Here is a 19,740-nt window from a genome sequence, read left to right on the forward strand (position 1 = left end):
GTAATCTAAATGGATAAATTTTTAGAGTACAGACATCAAATAACTGCTGTATTTTGGGGAGTAATACTCTTAATAATGTTATATCTTTACAAGTTTAAAGGAATAAATATACATCCAGTATTGTTTTTAATTATAGCAATATTGATGTTTACATCTCTAAAATATGCAAAAATAGTAAAAGAACATGAGCAGGAACAAAAAGAAAATAATAAGGAACAAGATAAAATAGACTAAAAGAAAAAGGTCATCTCAGAAGAGATGACCTTTTTTATTGCAACAGTATATCGAATTAATTCGACAAATAAATGGTCGTATAACTAGATTAGAACTATTTAGAATTATTAAATTTGAGCATCGCTATTTTTTATTTCATCTAAAAATAATGAAACTGATCTCTTTGGTTTGAAATTTTTCTGAGAAATAGAATAGAAAGTTCTAGAAAATTCGTTGTCTATATCCATACAGAATATTTCATTAGAATTTTCAAACTGCTCACAAGCGGAACCAGATAGTATAGAAATACCCATTCCATTTTTTACAGCTTCCTTTATTGAATAACTACTTCCCATAATGAAAACAGATTTGGGGATTATCTGTTTTTTGTTTAGAAAATACTCTGTTAAAAATCTTGTTCCAGATCCTTTTTCCCTTAAAATCCAATTCTGTCCACTTAGATTCTCATAAGAATGGATATTAGAAATATAAGTTTTATAATCGTAAGGGAAAATTAACTTCATATTTTCTTTAAAGCATTCCTGTTGTTCAAAATCATCAGACATAATCTTTCTGTCTATAATACCTATATCTGCATCTAAATTAACTAAATCTTTTTTTACATCATCAAAGCTTTTTATAGAGAGTTCTATATTTATATTTGGATATTTCTTTGAAAACTCAGCTATATATTTTGGAAGAATATAATTAGCAGCTGAAGGAACAGCTGAAATTTTAATATCTCCAACAATATATTCCGTATCAATTTTAACTTCTAACTTAGCAGCTTCGATTATACTTACGACTTCTTTAGCTCTTTTGTAAAGTAAATAACCCTGTTCAGTTATTTTTATAGATTTCTGTCTAACAGATCTGTCTATGAGTTTTTCTCCAAAATAGTTTTCTAAATTTTTGATGTGTACACTAACACTTGGTTGTGAAAGACTTAGGTATTCTGCAGCTTTGGTAAAATTCTTAATTTCAACAACAGCGATAAATGTTTTTAATTCTTCTAACAAATTGCTCGCTCCCCTCTAAATAGTTAAAATTAGAAATTCTAGTATATTATAACATATTAAGCAATACAGAAATTAATTTACTAATTATAAAAAATGTATAATAATATTTATATATAGTAAATTTATTATAGCATATAAGGTAAATAAAAATACGATAAACAAAAATATAACTTTTTAATAATAATTTGATAGGGTATTATATTATTAAGTATGCAAATTTTAGATATAAAATTATAATTATGAAATTTATTAATGAGGTGCAAAATGAACATTATAGAAAAAGAAAACGGAATAATATTAGAAGAAGTAGCAGACTTTGATCCAAAGCATATATTTGAATGTGGTCAGTGTTTCAGATGGAGAGCGGAAGAAGACGGCTCATACACAGGTGTTGCTATGGGAAAAGTAATTAACGTAAAAAGAGAAGGAAACGATGTAATAATAGATAATACTACAAAAGAGGACTACGAAAACATATGGCGTGACTACTTTGACATGGACACAGACTATGGAAAAATAAAAAGTACTCTTAAAGAATTCGATGAATACTTAGACAAAGCAGTAGACTTTGGATGGGGAATAAGAATACTTAGACAGGACAGTTGGGAGATGTTAATTTCATTTATAATATCTTCAAACAACAGAATACCAATGATACAGAGGGCGATAGAAAATCTATCTGAAAGATATGGAAAACTAATAGGAGAGTATAGAGGAAAGAAATACTATGCATTCCCTACACCAGAAGAATTAAACAAAGCTACACAGGAAGAAATAAGAGAATGTAAAACTGGATTTAGAGATAAATATATAAAAAGTACATGCAAATCAGTTGTAGAACTTGGACTAGATGTTAAAAACTTTAGAAAACTTAGTACAGAAGATTGTTGCAAAGAACTAAAAAAATTCAATGGAGTTGGACCAAAAGTTTGCGACTGCATAGCATTATTTGGTATGCAGAAGATAGATACATTTCCAGTTGATGTTTGGGTAAAGAGAGTAATGCAGGAATTTTACATTGAAGAAGATATGAGTTTACCTAAGATGAGAAAATTTGCTCTTGAAAAATTTGGTGATATAGCTGGATATGCACAGCAGTATCTATTCTATTATGCTAGAGAATTAGGTATAGGGAAATAGGATTAAAAACAATTCTTAATAGATATATGGCATAGTCAAAAATTTATGTAGAAAGTATTGAAAAATGAAAATAAAAGGTATATTATAATAATTGTTAGCACTCATAGTCTTAGAGTGCTAAATATAAAATAAGCGATTAAACTTATAAATTGATATATAAAATAGGAGGCGCTAGGTAATGAAAATAAGACCATTAGCAGACAGAGTAGTAATAAAAAGAGCAGAGGTAGAAGAAAAAACTGCAAGTGGAATAATACTTGCAGGTGCAGCAAAAGAACAGCCTCAGATAGCTGAAGTAATAGAAGTTGGACCAGGTGGAATAGTAGACGGTAAAGAAATAAAAATGGAGCTTAAAAAAGGCGATAAGGTTATATATTCTAAATACGCTGGAACAGAAGTTAAAGTTGAAGGCGAAGAATACATAATAATAAAAGAAGCAGATATATTAGCAGTATTAGAATAATTAAAATAATAGAAGTATAGTCAAAAGATTACAGTATAAGTTTTGTTTTAGTTTGGGGAGGTAGTTAAAATGGCAAAAGAAATAAAATTCTCAGAAGATACAAGAAAAGCATTAGCAGCAGGAGTAAATAAATTAGCTGATACAGTTAAGGTTACAATGGGACCAAAAGGAAGAAATGTAATACTTGATAAAAAATTTGGTACTCCACTTATAACTAATGACGGTGTAACAATAGCAAAAGAAATAGAACTTGAAGATAGATTTGAAAATATGGGTGCACAGTTAGTTAAAGAAGTTGCAGTTAAAACTAACGACATAGCAGGGGACGGTACTACAACAGCTACAGTACTTGCTCAGGCAATAATAAGAGAAGGTTTAAAAAATGTAACAGCTGGATCTAACCCAGTTCTTTTAAGAAAAGGTATACAGAAAGCTGTTGAAGTAGCAGTTGAACAGTTAAAAGCTCATTCAAAAGATATATCTACTAAAGAAGAAATATCTCAGGTTGCATCAGTTTCTTCAGGAGATGAAGAAGTTGGTAAATTATTAGCTGAAGCTATGGAAATAGTTGGTAAAGACGGTGTTATAACTGTTGAAGAATCAAAAACTATGCACACAGAATTAGACGCTGTTGAAGGTATGCAGTTTGACAGAGGATTTGTATCAGCTTACATGGTAACAGATGTAGATAAAATGGAAGCTGTTTTAGACAATCCATACATATTAATAACAGATAAGAAAATATCTAACATACAGGAAATATTACCTATACTTGAACAGATAGTTCAGCAGGGAAGAAAATTATTAATAATAGCTGACGATGTAGAAGGTGAAGCATTATCTACATTAGTAGTTAATAAATTAAGAGGAACATTTGATGTTGTAGCTGTTAAAGCTCCAGGATTTGGTGATAGAAGAAAAGATATGCTAGGAGATATAGCTACATTAACAGGTGCTCAGGTAATATCTGATGAATTAGGATATGATTTAAAAGATACAGAACTTTACATGCTTGGTAATGCAGCATCAGTTAAAGTTACAAAAGAAGCTACTACAATAGTAGGTGGTGCTGGATTTAAAGAAGCAATAGACGAAAGAATAAATCAGATAAGATACCAGATAGACCAGACTACTTCTGATTTCGATAGAGAAAAACTTCAGGAAAGATTAGCAAAACTTGCTGGTGGTGTTGCAGTTGTTAGAGTAGGTGCTGCTACAGAAGTTGAAATGAAAGAAAAGAAATTAAGAATAGAAGATGCTTTAAATGCTACAAAAGCAGCTGTTGAAGAAGGTATAGTAGCTGGTGGTGGTACTGCACTTGTAAGCGTAATACCAGCAGTAGAAGAATTAGTTAATTCACTAGAAGGTGAAGAAAAATTAGGAGCTAACATAATAAGAAAAGCTCTTGAAGAACCATTAAGACAGATAGCTATAAATGCAGGACTTGAAGGTGCAGTTATAGTTAAAAATGTAATGGATGCAGACCTTCATGTAGGATTTGATGCATTAAACGAAGAATATGTAAATATGATAGAAGCTGGTATAGTTGACCCTACTAAAGTTAGTAGAACAGCTTTACAGAACGCTGCATCAATAGCAGGTGTATTCTTAACAACAGAAGCAGCTGTTGCAGATATACCAGAAAAAGAAGCAGATCCTATGGCAGGTGGAATGCCAGGAATGATGTAGTAAAAATATTTAAATATAAAAACATTATAGTGTAAAATAAAATCTGTTTATCCTCCATTTAGCTGGGTAATATACTAGTATGAGTATATTGCATTTGATTGTACGAATTAATCAAATAGCTTGAATGGAGGATTTTTATTATGGAAAAGAAATTTATAAACACATCATTTTTATATGCAATACTTGCTATGATAGGTGGAGTATTCTACAGAGAGTTTACAAAGTTTAATCAATTTGTTGGTGCAACAGCACTTGGAAAAGTACACGTACATTTATTTGTACTTGGTATGATATTCTTCTTAATGGTTGCACTTTTAGAAAAACAGTATAAAATTTCAGAAGATAAAAGAATAAATAAATTCTTTGTTATATACAATGTTGGCTTAATTGGAATGGTAATTATGCTTTTAGTTAGAGGTATAACTCAGGTTAAGTATATGGCTCTTACTACAGCGATGAACGCATCTATTTCTGGGATAGCAGGACTTGCTCATATAGTTATGGCTATAGGAATAATATTATTCTTTTTAATTCTTAGAAAAGCAGCAGATATAAAATAGTAAAAATTAAAAATATTTATAAAAGATATTAGTCGATTTTATATTTAACAACTTAAAATTTGATTGATATCTTTTTTATGAATAAAATATGAATTATTTATGAAATAAAGTTAAAAGATATAAGTACATAGGATGCCAATTTAATGATAAATCTTTTAATTGTTGGTAAATTAAAGTATAATAGATATATTATAATAGTTAACTATGCAAAAAAATAAAAATTTATATAAAGAAGGAGAGAAAATTGATGAAACATGAATTAGTGCTAGTCATAGACTTCGGTGGTCAGTACAACCAGCTGATAGCTAGAAGAGTAAGAGATAACAACGTGTACTGTGAAATACTTCCATGTACAACTGATATCGAAAAAATAAAAGCTAAAAACCCTACAGGGATAATATTTACAGGTGGACCTAACAGTGCATACTTACCAGATTCACCAACTATATCTACTGAAATATTTGAATTAGGTGTACCAGTTTTAGGTATATGCTACGGAGATCAGTTAATAGCACATCTTTTAGGCGGAAAAGTTGAAAAAGGTGGAAAACAGCAGAAAGAATACGGAAAAACAGAAATAACTTACAAAGAATCTGCTCTATTCGAAGGAATAAACACTAACTCAGTATGGATGAGCCACACTGACTACATATCTGAATTACCAACAGGATTTGAAGTAATAGCATACACAGCTGATTGTCCAATAGCTGCAATGCAGAATGTTGAAAGAAATATATATGGAGTACAGTTCCATCCAGAAGTTGAACATTGTCTAGACGGAGATAAAGTTTTAAGAAACTTCTTATACAATATATGTAAAGTAAAAGGTGACTGGACAACAGACTCTTTCATAGAAGATAAAATAAAAGAAATAAAAGAAAAAGTTGGAGATAGAAAAGCTCTTTGCGGATTAAGTGGTGGAGTTGACTCATCTGTTGCAGCTGTATTAATGCACAGAGCAATAGGTGATAACCTAACTTGCGTATTCGTTGACCATGGTCTACTTAGAAAAGATGAAGGTGACGATGTAGAAAGAATATTCAGAGATAAATTCGACATGAACTTAATAAGAGTTAACGCTGAAGATAGATTCTTATCTAAATTAAAAGGTGTTACAGAACCTGAAAGAAAAAGAAAAATAATAGGTGAAGAGTTCATAAGAGTATTCGAAGAAGAATCAGAAAAATTAGGAAAAATGGACTTCCTTGTACAGGGAACAATATATGCTGACGTTATAGAAAGTGGACACGGAAACGGTGCAGCTACTATAAAATCTCACCACAACGTTGGTGGACTTCCTGAAGATGTTGATTTCCAGGAAATAATAGAACCATTAAGAGAATTATTCAAAGATGAAGTTAGAAGAATAGGTTTAGAACTTGGAATAGATGAAGACCTTATATACAGACACCCATTCCCAGGACCAGGTCTTGGTATAAGAGTTATCGGTGAAGTTACAAAAGAAAAATGTGACATATTAAGAGAAGCTGATGCTATATACATGGAAGAATTAAAGAAAGCTGGATTATACAAAGAAATATGGCAGGCATTTGCTACACTTCCAGATGTTAAGACTGTTGGTGTTATGGGAGATGAAAGAACTTACGCATACCTTGTAGGTATAAGAGCTGTTAGTTCTTCAGATGGTATGACTTCAGATTGGTATAAAATGCCTTACGATGTATTAGAAAAAATATCTAATAGAATAGTAAATGAAGTTGAAGGTGCAAACAGAGTTGTGTATGATATAACTAGTAAACCACCAGGAACAATAGAATGGGAATAAGATAAAAATTGAACTTTAAATGCTTTAGATAATAAAAAGTGTGCTAAATACCGAATGAAATTTGGTGTCTGGCACATTTTTTTTCGTGAAAATTTATAATTTTATTGTAAGAAATGCATATTTTTATTGTATGTCAACAAAAAATGAGATACAATTTAATTATAAAATTATATTAGATTAATAAGAAAAGGATGATGTTAAGCTATGAAACAAGATATGATCGCTATTTTAGACTTAGGTAGCACAAAAAACACAAACTTAGCTAGAGCTATACGTGATTTAGGTGTATACAGTGAAATATACCCTCATGATATAACTGCTGAGGAAATAAAAGAATTAAAAAATTTAAAAGGTATTGTTCTATTTGGAGGGGAAAATAGAATAGTAGATGGAGAAGCAGTAGAAATCAATGAAGAATTATACACATTAGGATTCCCAATGATTTCAATAGACCACCCAACTTCAAAATGTGAAACAAAATTCGATGAAATGCCAGATGAAGAAACTTTAAAAGCATTTGTTTTCGATACTTGTAAAGCAGAAGCTAACTGGAACGTTAAAAACTTTATAGAAGACCAGGTAGAATTAATAAGAAACCAGGTTGGAGATAAAAAAGTACTACTTGCTTTATCAGGTGGTGTTGACAGTTCTGTTGTTGCAGCACTTTTAATAAAAGCAATAGGAAAACAGTTAGTATGCGTTCACGTTAACCACGGTTTAATGCGTAAAGGTGAATCTGAAAGTGTTGTTGAAATATTTAAAAACCAGATGGATGCTAACCTTATCTATGTAGATGCAGAAGAAAGATTCTTAGGAAAACTTGAAGGTGTAGCAGATCCTGAAGAAAAGAGAAAAATAATAGGAGCAGAATTCATAAGAGTATTTGAAGAAGAAGCTCGTAAATTAGAAGGAATAGACTTCCTAGCACAGGGAACTATATACCCTGATATAGTAGAAAGTGGAACAAAAACAGCTAAAGTTGTTAAATCTCACCACAACGTTGGTGGACTACCAGAAGATTTAGGATTCGAATTAGTTGAACCATTATACTACTTATTCAAAGATGAAGTTCGTGCTTGTGGTGTAGAATTAGGACTACCTCATGATATGGTATACAGACAGCCATTCCCAGGACCAGGTCTTGGTGTTAGATGCCTTGGAGCTATAACAAAAGACAGATTAGAAGCTGTTCGTGAATCAGATGCAATACTTAGAGAAGAATTTGCAAATGCTGGATTAGACAAAACTGTATGGCAGTACTTCACAGCTGTTCCTGATTTTAAATCAGTTGGTGTAAGAGACAACGCAAGAAGCTTCGAATACCCAGTAATAATCCGTGCCGTAAACACTGTAGACGCTATGACAGCTACAATAGAGCACATAGATTGGGCTATATTAGACAAGATAACTAATAGAATACTTAAAGAAGTTAAAAACGTTAACCGTGTTTGCTACGATTTAAGTCCAAAACCAAGTGCAACAATAGAATGGGAATAAGATTAATATAAGAATTATAGAGATGTCGCAGGTTTTCTTGTGCACATCTCTTTTTTTATAATTTATCTTATTGAAAAAAGAGAAGATATTGTATTTTTTCTTTTAAGTATTTTTCAAAGCTTGTAGTTTCAACTGAGTTTCTCTCCAGGCTTCGTCGATTTCTTTTACTTTATTCGAACCTTGTTCTAATCTAAAGTAGAAATCGACTGTAGATTGTCGAGCGAACTTCAGTTGAAACTACAAGTAAAAGAGAATTTCTATTTTAAGAAAAAATTACAATATCTTCTTTTTTACAAATAAGTAAATTATAATAAAATAAGAGAAGTATTAGGAATAACTTGAGACATTTCTATAATTATATTATAAAAATAAAAATCGTTAGGGGAATGTAAGATGGATGGGATAAAATTTAAGAAAGAAATATTAAATCAGATAAGAAGATATCTCAAGGGAGAAATTACAAAAGAAGAATACTATGATATAGCGGAACCTTTTTATAGTGAATATGCTGATTGCTGTAATGATGAAATATTTAAAAATAAATTTTTTGAAACCGTAGTTAATGCATGCATTTATTATATTGATGAGCCAGGATTGACACCTGAAATAAAAGAAAAAGAATTTTATAAAGAATTGAATTATGCATATAAAGAACTAGAAAAATTAAAATAAAAAACTGTCGGCATTAATGTCGGTTTAAATATCAGTATAATAAAAAATCAATCTAAATCTTAAAAAATATAGTTTAAATATTGGAGGAAAAGTTATGATAAGAAAAGCAGTTGAGTCAGATATAAATGCAATAGCAGATACATACAATGATCTTTTAACTTATGAGGAAAAACATGGAAGTAATTCAAATTGGAAATTAGGAGTATATCCAACTATCAAAGTTCCACAGGAGAAGATTCCTACAGGAACTATGTATGTGCTTGAAGAAGAGGGAGAAATCTGTGCGAGTATGATTTTAAATCATTTTCAAGCTGAGGAATACAAAGAAATTAATTGGATTTATCCTGGAGAAGGTGAGGAAATTCTTGTTATTCACACACTTTGCATACCGCCACAGAAAGCAGGTAGAGGATACGGTCAGCAGATGGTCGATTATGCAAAAGAATTTGCCAGAGAATTAGGATGTAAGGCTATTAGAATAGATACCTATGCACACAATGAGCCAGCAAAGAGTCTTTATAAGAAAAATGGATTTAGAATTGCTGGATATTATGAAAGTTTATTAGAGGGTCTGATAAAAGAGGAATTAGCATTTTTAGAGTATAAGATATAAATTATGCTTTGAAGAATAAAATAAATAGAAATAATAAGTATTAAAAAATACAAATAGATTGGAGGAGAAAATATGAATAATCAATTTATCAGAGGAATTAAATTCGAATGGGACAATATACCAAAAGATAGCTATCTTAGAAAAATTGAAGCTTTAAAAGATGTTGAAAGTCTCGAATTTTCAAATCCAATCACATTCTTTGTAGGAGAGAATGGTACAGGAAAATCAACTCTGCTTGAAGCAATAGCTGTTTCCTATGGATTTAATCCTGAAGGAGGAACGAAGAATTACTCATTTTCTACCCATGATACTCATTCAGAACTATGCGATGCGATAAGGATTGTAAAAGGATTTAGAAAAGAAAAATACGGATATTTTCTAAGAGCAGAGAGCTTTTACAATGTTGCAACAATGGAAGAAGAATACGCAGATGATTTGCATCCTTCTGCAAAATATCACGAAAGATCTCATGGAGAAAGTTTCCTAGCATTGGCTCAAAATAGCCTTAGACCAAATGGATTATACATATTTGACGAACCAGAGGCTGCACTATCGCCACAAAGACAGTTGACATTGTTGATGGAGATACACAAATATGCAAAAGAAGGAGCACAATTCATAATAGTAACTCACTCACCTATACTACTCGGAATTTCAGATGCTGAAATATACAACTTTGATGATGGAAAAATAAACAAATGTACCTATGAAGAAACAGAAAGCTACAAAATAACGGAAATGTTCATAAACAACAGGGAAATACTACTAAAAAACTTACTAGACTAAAAATTATATAATATACATATACATAAAAAGTATAAAAACCTATCGGTGAAATAAAAAAGATTAATATATTATTTTATCACTGAGCCTACGGCTATGTAGTGATTTGTGAAATTATAAAAAATAAGGCTGTTCAATATTTGCAATGAGCCTGGAGAGCAAATAATCGTGATTATGCCTATAAAAAAGGCCATTGCAAAATTGCAACAGCCTATACTTTTATAATTCACAAATACCTACATTTTCTCCATACATTGCATACCAATCTTTATTGAAGTCATCTACCGCTTTTTCAATGTTTGGATTAGCAAATATCTGTTTTAATACAGCTACTGGAGCAGTTATAGCATGTGCTCCAAAGTTGAATGAATCTCTGACCTGCTGAACACCTTTGAATGATGCAGCAACTATCTTAGTATTGTATCCGTCAACAGCTATTCTATCAGATAAATTGCTTATTAAATCCATTGGATCTGCACCAAGATTTCCTATTCTATTAACATAAGGTGCTATATAATCTACATTTGCCGCTAATGCCATATATGCCTGCATTAAATCGTAAACTGCAGTCGCTGTAACTTTAACACCTTCTGCTTTTAAAGTTTTTATAGCTTTCATACCTTCATAAGAAACAGGAACTTTTATATATACCTGGTCATCTATTTCTTTTAGTATTCTATGAGCTTCAGCCACCATTTCGTCGCTATTTTTTGAAATTACCTGAACGTGAAGGCTTCTTTCCATACCTATTATTTCTCTTATTTTTCTCATGTGTTCAAAGAAGTTTTCTGGATTTGTCTGTTTAACTATTGAAGGGTTGCTAGTTACCCCAACTATTGGCATATGATCAACAGCATCCTTGATTTCTTCTAAATTAACTGTATCTACTATAAATTCCATTTTATTATATCCCCCTAAAGCTATAATAGCTTTTTAAAAAAATTTTATCTTATTTTATATTATCATAATTTAAACTAAATTATAATGTTTGTTCTGTTCTTCCGATTATATCATCCTGTGTCGCTTTTGATAATACATTGAAGAATGCACTATATCCCGCAACTCTAACTATTAAATCTCTGTGTTTTTCTGGATGTTTCTGAGCATCTATAAGTGTATCTCTTGAAACAACATTGTACTGAACATGGTATCCATCTAATCTATTGAAGAATGTTTTGATTAACATTTCTAGTTTTTCTTTATTTTCCTCTTTTGATAATAACTGAGGAGTTACTTTCTGATTTAATAACACACCACCAGTTATTTCGTGAGTTGGTAATTTTGAAACTGATTTGAATACCGCTGTTGGTCCTTTTTTATCCATTGAATGAGCAGGAGAGCATCCTTCTGCAAGAGGAGTTCTCGCATTTCTACCATCAGGAGTTGCCATAGTTGAGAATCCCTGACCAACATTTGCAGATATAGAAGATGTACCAGCGTATCTAATTCCACCTATTGGACCTCTGCCATGTCTTGTATTTGGATATTTCTTCATTTCATCTATGTATATATTGTAAACATCAACCACTAGCTGATCCACATAGTCGTTGTCGTTTCCGTATTTTGGAGCATCGTTTATTAACATCTGCTGTATTTTTTTGTTTTCTTCAGTTGAGAAATCATCTAATAATGCATTCCATAACTGCTCTGGAGTTATTTTGTTTTCATCGAATACAAGCTTTTTGATAGCTGCTAAACTGTCTGCCATATTTGCTATACCAACCTGTAATCCAGATATGAAGTCGTATATTGCTCCACCTTCTTTAAGAGTTTTACCTCTACCTATACAGTCCTGAGTTAAAGCTGAGCATAGTATGTCTGGAACATCTCTTTCTAGAGCTAAGTCTATTGTATTTTCAACGATAACACTCATTCTAGTTAAGTATCTCATAGCTTTTTCTATAGCCTGTTCTAACTCTTCATAAGATTTCATATCCTTGAAGTATCCACTTCCTTCAAAGAATCTCTTTCCGCTTGTCATATCGACACCGTCATTCATTACCATAAGAAGTATTCTTGGGAAGTTCATGTAAGACATACCTGTACATCTGTATCCCCATTTTCCTGGAACTGCAGTTTCAACACATCCTATTGCAGAGTAATTGTATGCATCTTCTTCTTTAACTCCTTTTTCTATAAATGAAGGTATTATAACTTCATCAGAGTTAAATGCTGGCATACCAGTTCCTAATTTCATAACTTCAACAGCCTCATCTAAGAAAGCTTTTGGTATATTTCTGTGGTATCTAACTGTTAAGTTAGGCTGAGGTAGTCTAGTCTGTGCAACAGATTTTAATACTAAGAATGATAATTCATTAGTTGCATCTTTTTTATCTACAGTCTGTCCACCTATAGTAACATTCTGGTACATTGGACTTCCTGCACTACTAAATGTATGAGACTGACTACGAACTTTATTTATAGTTAAAGTTTTTATCCATAAGTTGTCTAATATTTCAACAACTTCATCATCAGTTATTAATCCTAAATCTTTATCGTGTTTGTAGTATGGGTATAAATACTGATCAAATCTTCCGTAAGATAAAGAGTGTCCGTTAGATTCTATCTGTAATATTAACTGTATGAACCAAGTAGACTGTATTGCTTCTCTAAATGTTTCTGCTGGTTCATAAGGAACTTTTGCACATATACGAGATATTTCAAGAAGTTCTTCTTTTCTCTGACCTTCAGCATTTTCTGCCATTTCTGCAGCTAATTTGCTAAAACGTTCAGCATAAGTTTTAACAGCATCTATTACTATTAAAACTGCTCTATAGAAGTGGTATTTATCTATATTTTCTGCAACACATAAATCTAATTCACTTTTTAATTTTAAAACTCTTTTTTCGTATCCTACTAATCCCTGTTTTAAAACTGTTTCGTAGTCAACTGCTAGGTGAGCATCACCAGAGTTTAATTTACCTTCCATTCCGAAGAATCCAGTTTCCATATATACACTAACTTCTTCTGGAAGCATTGCTCCACCTTTGCTTCTTAGGTTGTTGTTTTCCCAGAAAGATGCGATACTTCTTAAATCTTCTTTTGTTTCTTCAGTTATATAGAAAACATCTCCATCACGTCTTTCGAATAAATCAAGCTCGTTAAGTACGAACTCTAGTGTATATTCTGGGAATATAGGAGCGTTTCTGTTAGCAGAAGCCTGATTTCCTACGATTAAAGTTTCGTCTTCTATATATATAGACATTTTTTCTAATATATTTTTTAACATCATAGCTCGTTTTATTACTACGGGCTGATTGCGATTTTCTTTATATGATTCTGTAGCTAATAATGCACGTTCCGCACATATATAAGGCTTTTTGTTTAATACATTTTCTCTAAATTCATTCATTCTAGGTGTTAAATCACCGAAATGCTCAACATTTTTCATAAAATATCCTCCTTTTAGTTTCATCCGTAACTACTTAGTATTTCATTCTACAATCAAAGTATACCACGTCTTGCAAAAAAGATAAATAAAAACTTCAAATAAAAGTTTAAAAAGTTTCAAATGAAACTTTAATATTTACTTTTAAGAGAGTAAATGATATTATTTTAAATGTAATAAAAGATAAATTTTGGAAATAATAGAGATTAATATATAAGGAGATGATTTTTTGGAAAATGGAATTACGTTTAATATTCAGAAGTTTAGTATACACGATGGGCCAGGGATAAGAACTACAGTATTCTTTAAAGGATGTCCGCTTAGATGCGAGTGGTGTTCAAATCCCGAATCTCAGATAAAAAATGTTCAGATTTTACACGATCAGAGTAAATGCTCTTATTGTTTATCTTGTGTGGTAACATGTCCAAATGGAGCGATAACTCATGAAGATAACAAGATAATTATAAATGAAGATAAGTGCGTGGGATGTTTAACTTGTGTAAATTCATGCCCTAATAGAGCATTATCTTATGAAGGGGATTACCAGACAATAGAGGAAATTGTAGATATATGTATGCAGGATATAGATTTCTATGAAGAATCTGGCGGAGGAGTTACAATCTCTGGTGGAGAAGGTATGAGCCAGCCTGACTTTTTAAAGAAACTTATAGCGGAATTAAAGAAAAATTCGGTTCATGTTGCGATTGAAACTACAGGATATGTAAAGAAGGAAACTTTTGAAGAATTGGCTAGAGAATTAGACTTACTTTTATTTGATGTTAAGCACTACGACAGAGAAAAACACTACAACGGAACAAAGGTGTACAATGATTTAATAGTGGAAAATTTAAAATGGGCGATAGATAATGGAATAGAAGTACTTCCTAGAATTCCAGTTATCCCAGATTTTAATGACTCATTAGAGGATGCAGAAGGACTAGCAAAATTATTAGTAGAGGTCGGAGCTAAAAAAGTGCAGCTACTTCCATTCCACCAGTTTGGCGAAAAAAAATACGAACTACTAAACAGAAACTACAAATACAAAAACAAAAAAGCCCTTTATCCAGAAGAACTAGAAGAATATCAGAAAATATTTTTAGACAAAGGACTAAATTGCTTTTTCTAAAAAGTAGTAGTAAATAAAATTAGGACAAGAGCGGTTACACTCTTGTCCTTTTAATTTTCTGTTTTTATTACTTTTATATTATTTTCAACTAAATATTCTTCAGCGTCTTCTGGAATGTTTGAGTCTGTATATACATAAGATACTTTTTTAGTATCAAGTAGACTTACAACACCTTTTTGTTGGAATTTTACAGAATCCGTTACAATTATTACATTACTAGCCTGTTTAGCCATATCTTTTACAGCCTCACTTCTCATATAATCATTTCCTGTAAATCCTGTTTCCTTTGTAAAACCGTCAGTTCCTACAAATAGCTTATCTACAAAAAATCCCTCAGCACATTTTCTAGTGATAGGGCCAACCATAACCTGAGACTCTTCCTGATACTCACCGCCTAATAATATAATTCTAACATTTCCTGTTTTTCTAATATAGTCAGCGATAAAAGCGGAATTTGTTATAAGAGTTACGTCTTTTTTTGTTTTAGCAATCTCTAACGCAACTAGAGCACAGCAAGATCCAGACTCAATCATAACTGTTTCTCCGTCCTCTATACTTTCTACAGCTTTTTCTGCTATTTTTTGTTTAATATCGTAATGGTATGCCAATCTATTATTAATATCATCGCTTTCGTTTAATTTTGCATATCCATGTTCTCTAACTATTATTCCACTTTCTTCAAGAGCAGATAAATCTTTACGAATAGTTACTTGAGAAACATTTAAAACATCAGAAAGCTCAGTTACTTTTAGTTTTTTATTCTGTGTAAGCAAATCTAATATTTGCGATTGTCTTTTATTCATAATTTCACCTCTTTTTTAGATTATCATAGATAAGTTTCATTAGCAATACAAAAAAGTTTCAAATGATAAAAAAATAAGAGATAAACGTAAAAGATTGTTTTTTATTTCCTTTGTATTATAATTAAAGTAATGGAAAAGCTACATTAATTCCTAGTGTATAATACAAAAAATTTTATTTGCAAGGAAATGGAGGTTTTATCATGAAAAAAATATTATTTGTTGTAGGATCTATGAGAAAAGAGTCTTTTAATAGACAGCGGGCTAATATTATAGCAGAAGAACTCAAAGGAAAAGCAGAGGTATCATTCCTTTCATATGAAGATATTCTGTTTATGAATCAGGATATAGAATTCCCAACACCAGAAGAAATTCTTCGTGTTCGTTCAGAAGTTGAAGGTGCAGATGGACTATGGATATTTACACCAGAGTACAATTCTAGTTATCCTGGAGTTTTAAAAAATCTACTAGACTGGCTTTCAAGACCACATAAACCAAATGACTATGCAAATGGTTCATCAGTTACAGGCAAAAAGGTTGCTATAAGTGGGGTTGCGGGAAAGAGTGCGGCTGCTGGAAGTAGAGGAAAATTAAAAGATTTATTAGAAATCATGGGAATGAAGGTAATGGAAACTCAGGTAGGAGTTACAATAAATCCTGAAGCTTGGGCAAATAATGAACTAACTCTTTCTGATGATAAGAAAGAAGAATTAAAAAAACAGGCAGAAGAATTCTTAAAATTTTTAGATGAAGAATAGTAAATTATATAAATTAAAATACTAGATAAAAATACGATAAATGTAAAACTAATAAAGAGGAGTTGGAAGGATGGAAAGTCTAATAAAGGAAATTTCAATCAAAGAAATTGACGGCGTGTCTATAGGAAATGCACAAAATGATGAAGCAAAAACCGGTGTAAGTGTAATATACTTTAAAAATGGAGCACAGGCAGGTTGTGATATAAGCGGAGGAGGACCTGCATCTAGAGAAACACCTTTAACAAGTAGTATGACTGCTGATAATCCACTAAATGCTGTAGTATTATCAGGAGGAAGTGCATTTGGACTTGCTGCTTCAGATGGTGTAATGCGTTGCCTTGAAGAACATGGAATAGGATATGAAACAGGGTTTGCAAAAGTTCCACTTGTTTGTCAATCTTGCATATATGACTTAGCATATGGTCGTGCAGATATTAGACCTGACTCAGCTATGGGATACGAAGCTTGTATGAAAGCATTAGAAGAATGTGATGATTCTATGGGAAATATTGGTGCAGGAACTGGAGCTACTGTTGGAAAAGTATTAGGACTAAAACAAGCTACAAAAGCAGGACTTGGAATACATGCAATTCAGGTTGGAGAATTAAAAATAGCAGCAATAGTGGCGGTGAATGCAGTTGGAGATATATTTGACTCATCAAATGCACAAAAGATTGCAGGACTTATGGATCCTGAAAGAAAGGTATTTTTAGATTCAGAGGAAGTACTTGTTAGAATGGTTACTACACCTCCAAATTTAGATAAGACAAATACTACAATAGGTTGTGTTGTATGTAATGCAAAATTTGACAAGGCTAAGCTTAATAAAATAGCTTCAATGACTAGAAATGCCTATGCTAGATGTATAAATCCAGTGGGAACTATGGCAGATGGAGATAGTATCTATGCTTGTAGCGTTGGAGATGTTGTAAGCGATGTAAATGTTGTCGGTAGTTTAGCAGCGAAGGTTATGGAAAAAGCTATAAAGAAAGCTGTTGAAAGCGCTAAAATAGACGACGAAGAATATCTAAAAAATTGTCTATAAAATAAATGAAATATACCTAAAAGATCTCGTTAATTCGGGGTCTTTTTTTTGTTTTTGAAAGTAGATAATTTTAAATATGAAATAGTAAAAATAAGATTGATTAAAGTACGGAAACGTACTATAATATTTAAAGTACGATTACGGACTTTAGAAAGGAGAGTGAAATTATGAGAGAAATTGCGAGAAGATTGATGCTTGCTTTGTACAAAATAGATGAAATATATTATATGAATGAAGGTAAGAAAAAATTAGCATATTCTGAGCTATGTGTTATGTATGCGTTGGACGATGGAAAGCCACATTCACAAAGGGAGATTTCTCAGGAATGGCTAGTTCCAAAAACAACTGTAAATACGATAGTAAAAAAATGGGAAAAAGAGGGCCTATTAACACTTACACCAATTCCAGAGAAAAGAAGAGAAAAATATATAATCTTGACGGAATCAGGGCGTGAATATGCTAAAGAATTTATGGGATTTATATATAGAGCAGAGGAGAAAGCTCTTAAAAGAACTTTAGATAAATACTCAGATGAATTTATAAAAGGGCTTGAGTTTTTTGGAGAGAGCTTAAAAGAAGCTTTTGATGAGGAGTTTGAAAAAGAGGAAGCAGATAAAACTGATAAATAGATAAAAAAATAAATAGATTTAAAAAGGGAGAATATAATTTAAGAGGGGAGAAAAATATGAACTTAATCAAAGACGATATTAAAAAGCTATTCTACAAATTTTTGATACCTGCGATAAGTAGCTCTTTAGCTATAGCAATTTACAGTCTTGTAGACACTATAGCTATTGGCCATGGAGCAGGGCCAGATGGTACTGCAGCTTGTGCGATAGTATTGCCTATATTTTCAATTGCTTTATTTATTGCACTTCTTTGTGGAATAGGTGGATCTGTACTTATGGCTCATGCTCGTGGAGAAGGAAATAAGGAAAAAGGAGATGCATATTTTACAGCTTCTATTGTATTAGTTACAATCATTACATTAATTGTGTGGATACCTGGAATGATGTATCAGGATGAGTTTTACAGACTTTGTGGTGCGGATGATGTAATTATGCCATTTGCCAGAGATTATGGAGAATGGATTTTTGCATTTATACCATCATTTGTTATCACTTCATTTTTAGGAGCATTTGTGCGTACTGATGGATCTCCAAAGTTTGTAATGACAGCTATTTTGACAGGTGGAGTTGTAAATATAATAGGAGACTGGATTTTTGTATTCCCTATGAACATGGGAATGAGAGGTGCAGCGATTGCAACAGCTCTTGGTTCTGCAGTACAGGCAATTATGATTTTAGGATATGTACTTATGAAAAAAACTACTCTAAAATTGGCAAGACCACATCATTGGTTTAAAGGATTTAAAAAGATTATGGTTACTGGATTTAGTTCTGGAGTGAGTGCACTTGCAGTAATAGCAGTTTCATTTATAGCCAATAACCAGATAATGAACTACCTTGGAGGTGCAGCTCTTGCAGTTTACGGTGTCTTAGGTACAGTTTCATCTCTATTTACAAGTATTTTTTCAGGAATTGGGCAGGCAATTCAGCCAATTGCATCTGAAAACTATGGTGCAGGAAAAATTGATCGTTGTTGGGCAGTAGAAAGATTGGGTATGAAAAATGCACTTATGTATGGAATTGTGTTTGCTGCAATAAGTATAATTTTCCCAGTAGGAGTGACAGGATTATTTATGCAGATGACTCCTGAGGTTAAGGAAGTTACACCATATATTATGAGGGTGTTCTCGCTTTCATATATTCCACAGGCGGTTTGTGTGTACTGCGTGTTTTATCTACAGTCTATTGTTCATGCTAAGAAGGCGACTGTTGTTTCACTTCTTAGAGGGGTGATTTTAAATGGAGCTTTCCTTATAATTTTCCCTATATTCTTTGGTGGAAATAGTATCTGGTGGGCGATATTTATGGCTGAATTTGTGACTATGTTGGTCGCAATTGTGTATATGTTTAGGATTTATAGGGAGCATAAAGCTTTGATGAATGAAAATATGTAAAGAGAAATTTATTAAAAGATATATTAGATTTTTATCTGGTATATCTTTTTTTGTTTAAAATGCGTGAATATTTACTTATTTTTAAATGAATGATATTATAAAAATAGAAAAATATTATAAATTATTTAATGAGATATATTGAGTTAAAGATTTGAGGAGGAATAG

The 19,740-nt window shown here is 31.8% G+C and carries 19 protein-coding genes; 15 read left to right on the forward strand and 4 right to left on the reverse strand.

The window, feature by feature from the left end:
* Nucleotides 1–9: 9 nt before the first annotated feature.
* Nucleotides 10–234 (forward strand): hypothetical protein, encoded by a 225-nt coding sequence (locus KGNDJEFE_RS01860; RefSeq protein ID WP_006438968.1) that lies wholly within the window; start codon nucleotides 10–12, stop codon nucleotides 232–234.
* 107 nt (nucleotides 235–341) lie between these two features.
* Here the strand turns inward: KGNDJEFE_RS01860 and KGNDJEFE_RS01865 are convergent, their stop codons facing one another.
* Entirely contained in the window at nucleotides 342–1,232 is an 891-nt protein-coding gene (locus tag KGNDJEFE_RS01865; protein ID WP_006438969.1) for a LysR substrate-binding domain-containing protein, read from the reverse strand.
* Between the two features lie 264 nt (nucleotides 1,233–1,496).
* Between KGNDJEFE_RS01865 and KGNDJEFE_RS01870 the strand changes: the two genes are divergently transcribed.
* From KGNDJEFE_RS01870 to KGNDJEFE_RS01910, 9 genes are all read left to right on the forward strand, one after another.
* Entirely contained in the window at nucleotides 1,497–2,372 is an 876-nt protein-coding gene (locus KGNDJEFE_RS01870; RefSeq protein ID WP_006438970.1) for a DNA-3-methyladenine glycosylase family protein, read from the forward strand.
* A gap of 178 nt (nucleotides 2,373–2,550) precedes the next feature.
* Nucleotides 2,551–2,835 carry a co-chaperone GroES gene (locus KGNDJEFE_RS01875; RefSeq protein ID WP_006438971.1) on the forward strand — a complete coding sequence of 95 codons (285 nt, stop codon included), beginning with the start codon at nucleotides 2,551–2,553 and terminating at the stop codon, nucleotides 2,833–2,835.
* A 69-nt stretch (nucleotides 2,836–2,904) separates the two neighbouring features.
* Entirely contained in the window at nucleotides 2,905–4,524 is a 1,620-nt protein-coding gene (groL, locus tag KGNDJEFE_RS01880) for a chaperonin GroEL (protein ID WP_006438972.1), read from the forward strand.
* Nucleotides 4,525–4,664: 140 nt separating this feature from the next.
* The gene (locus KGNDJEFE_RS01885; RefSeq protein WP_006438973.1) at nucleotides 4,665–5,084 is read left to right on the forward strand and encodes a DUF2871 domain-containing protein; all 420 of its coding nucleotides are present in this window, start codon (nucleotides 4,665–4,667) and stop codon (nucleotides 5,082–5,084) included.
* Nucleotides 5,085–5,331: 247 nt separating this feature from the next.
* Nucleotides 5,332–6,870, forward strand: a complete 1,539-nt coding sequence (gene guaA, locus KGNDJEFE_RS01890) for a glutamine-hydrolyzing GMP synthase (protein WP_006438974.1) — start codon at nucleotides 5,332–5,334, stop codon at nucleotides 6,868–6,870.
* A gap of 204 nt (nucleotides 6,871–7,074) precedes the next feature.
* On the forward strand, nucleotides 7,075–8,367 hold the full coding sequence (gene guaA, locus KGNDJEFE_RS01895) for a glutamine-hydrolyzing GMP synthase (RefSeq protein WP_006438975.1): 1,293 nt from the start codon (nucleotides 7,075–7,077) through the stop codon (nucleotides 8,365–8,367).
* Between the two features lie 393 nt (nucleotides 8,368–8,760).
* Nucleotides 8,761–9,039 (forward strand): SHOCT domain-containing protein, encoded by a 279-nt coding sequence (locus tag KGNDJEFE_RS01900; protein WP_006438976.1) that lies wholly within the window; start codon nucleotides 8,761–8,763, stop codon nucleotides 9,037–9,039.
* Nucleotides 9,040–9,133: 94 nt separating this feature from the next.
* Nucleotides 9,134–9,652: a GNAT family N-acetyltransferase gene (locus tag KGNDJEFE_RS01905; RefSeq protein WP_006438977.1), complete on the forward strand. Its 519-nt coding sequence runs from the start codon at nucleotides 9,134–9,136 to the stop codon at nucleotides 9,650–9,652.
* Nucleotides 9,653–9,724: 72 nt separating this feature from the next.
* Nucleotides 9,725–10,438, forward strand: a complete 714-nt coding sequence (locus tag KGNDJEFE_RS01910) for an AAA family ATPase (RefSeq protein ID WP_006438978.1) — start codon at nucleotides 9,725–9,727, stop codon at nucleotides 10,436–10,438.
* A gap of 216 nt (nucleotides 10,439–10,654) precedes the next feature.
* Here the strand turns inward: KGNDJEFE_RS01910 and KGNDJEFE_RS01915 are convergent, their stop codons facing one another.
* Both KGNDJEFE_RS01915 and KGNDJEFE_RS01920 read right to left on the reverse strand, forming a co-directional pair.
* Entirely contained in the window at nucleotides 10,655–11,335 is a 681-nt protein-coding gene (locus KGNDJEFE_RS01915; RefSeq protein WP_006438979.1) for a fructose-6-phosphate aldolase, read from the reverse strand.
* Nucleotides 11,336–11,414: 79 nt separating this feature from the next.
* Entirely contained in the window at nucleotides 11,415–13,826 is a 2,412-nt protein-coding gene (locus KGNDJEFE_RS01920; protein WP_040410175.1) for a glycyl radical protein, read from the reverse strand.
* A gap of 226 nt (nucleotides 13,827–14,052) precedes the next feature.
* Between KGNDJEFE_RS01920 and KGNDJEFE_RS01925 the strand changes: the two genes are divergently transcribed.
* The gene (locus tag KGNDJEFE_RS01925) at nucleotides 14,053–14,949 is read left to right on the forward strand and encodes a glycyl-radical enzyme activating protein (protein WP_006438981.1); all 897 of its coding nucleotides are present in this window, start codon (nucleotides 14,053–14,055) and stop codon (nucleotides 14,947–14,949) included.
* A gap of 50 nt (nucleotides 14,950–14,999) precedes the next feature.
* Here KGNDJEFE_RS01925 and KGNDJEFE_RS01930 read toward each other — a convergent pair whose 3' ends face one another.
* On the reverse strand, nucleotides 15,000–15,752 hold the full coding sequence (locus KGNDJEFE_RS01930) for a DeoR/GlpR family DNA-binding transcription regulator (protein ID WP_006438982.1): 753 nt from the start codon (nucleotides 15,750–15,752) through the stop codon (nucleotides 15,000–15,002).
* A gap of 200 nt (nucleotides 15,753–15,952) precedes the next feature.
* Between KGNDJEFE_RS01930 and KGNDJEFE_RS01935 the strand changes: the two genes are divergently transcribed.
* From KGNDJEFE_RS01935 to KGNDJEFE_RS01950, 4 genes are all read left to right on the forward strand, one after another.
* Nucleotides 15,953–16,507: an NADPH-dependent FMN reductase gene (locus KGNDJEFE_RS01935; RefSeq protein WP_040410176.1), complete on the forward strand. Its 555-nt coding sequence runs from the start codon at nucleotides 15,953–15,955 to the stop codon at nucleotides 16,505–16,507.
* A gap of 70 nt (nucleotides 16,508–16,577) precedes the next feature.
* Nucleotides 16,578–17,552 carry a P1 family peptidase gene (locus KGNDJEFE_RS01940; protein ID WP_006438984.1) on the forward strand — a complete coding sequence of 325 codons (975 nt, stop codon included), beginning with the start codon at nucleotides 16,578–16,580 and terminating at the stop codon, nucleotides 17,550–17,552.
* 167 nt (nucleotides 17,553–17,719) lie between these two features.
* Nucleotides 17,720–18,181 (forward strand): MarR family winged helix-turn-helix transcriptional regulator, encoded by a 462-nt coding sequence (locus KGNDJEFE_RS01945; protein ID WP_006438985.1) that lies wholly within the window; start codon nucleotides 17,720–17,722, stop codon nucleotides 18,179–18,181.
* A 56-nt stretch (nucleotides 18,182–18,237) separates the two neighbouring features.
* A complete protein-coding gene (locus tag KGNDJEFE_RS01950; RefSeq protein ID WP_006438986.1) occupies nucleotides 18,238–19,575 on the forward strand; it encodes an MATE family efflux transporter in 1,338 nt (445 codons plus the stop codon).
* Nucleotides 19,576–19,740: the final 165 nt, after the last annotated feature.

Source organism: Peptacetobacter hiranonis (genome assembly GCF_008151785.1).
GTDB lineage: Bacteria > Bacillota > Clostridia > Peptostreptococcales > Peptostreptococcaceae > Peptacetobacter > Peptacetobacter hiranonis.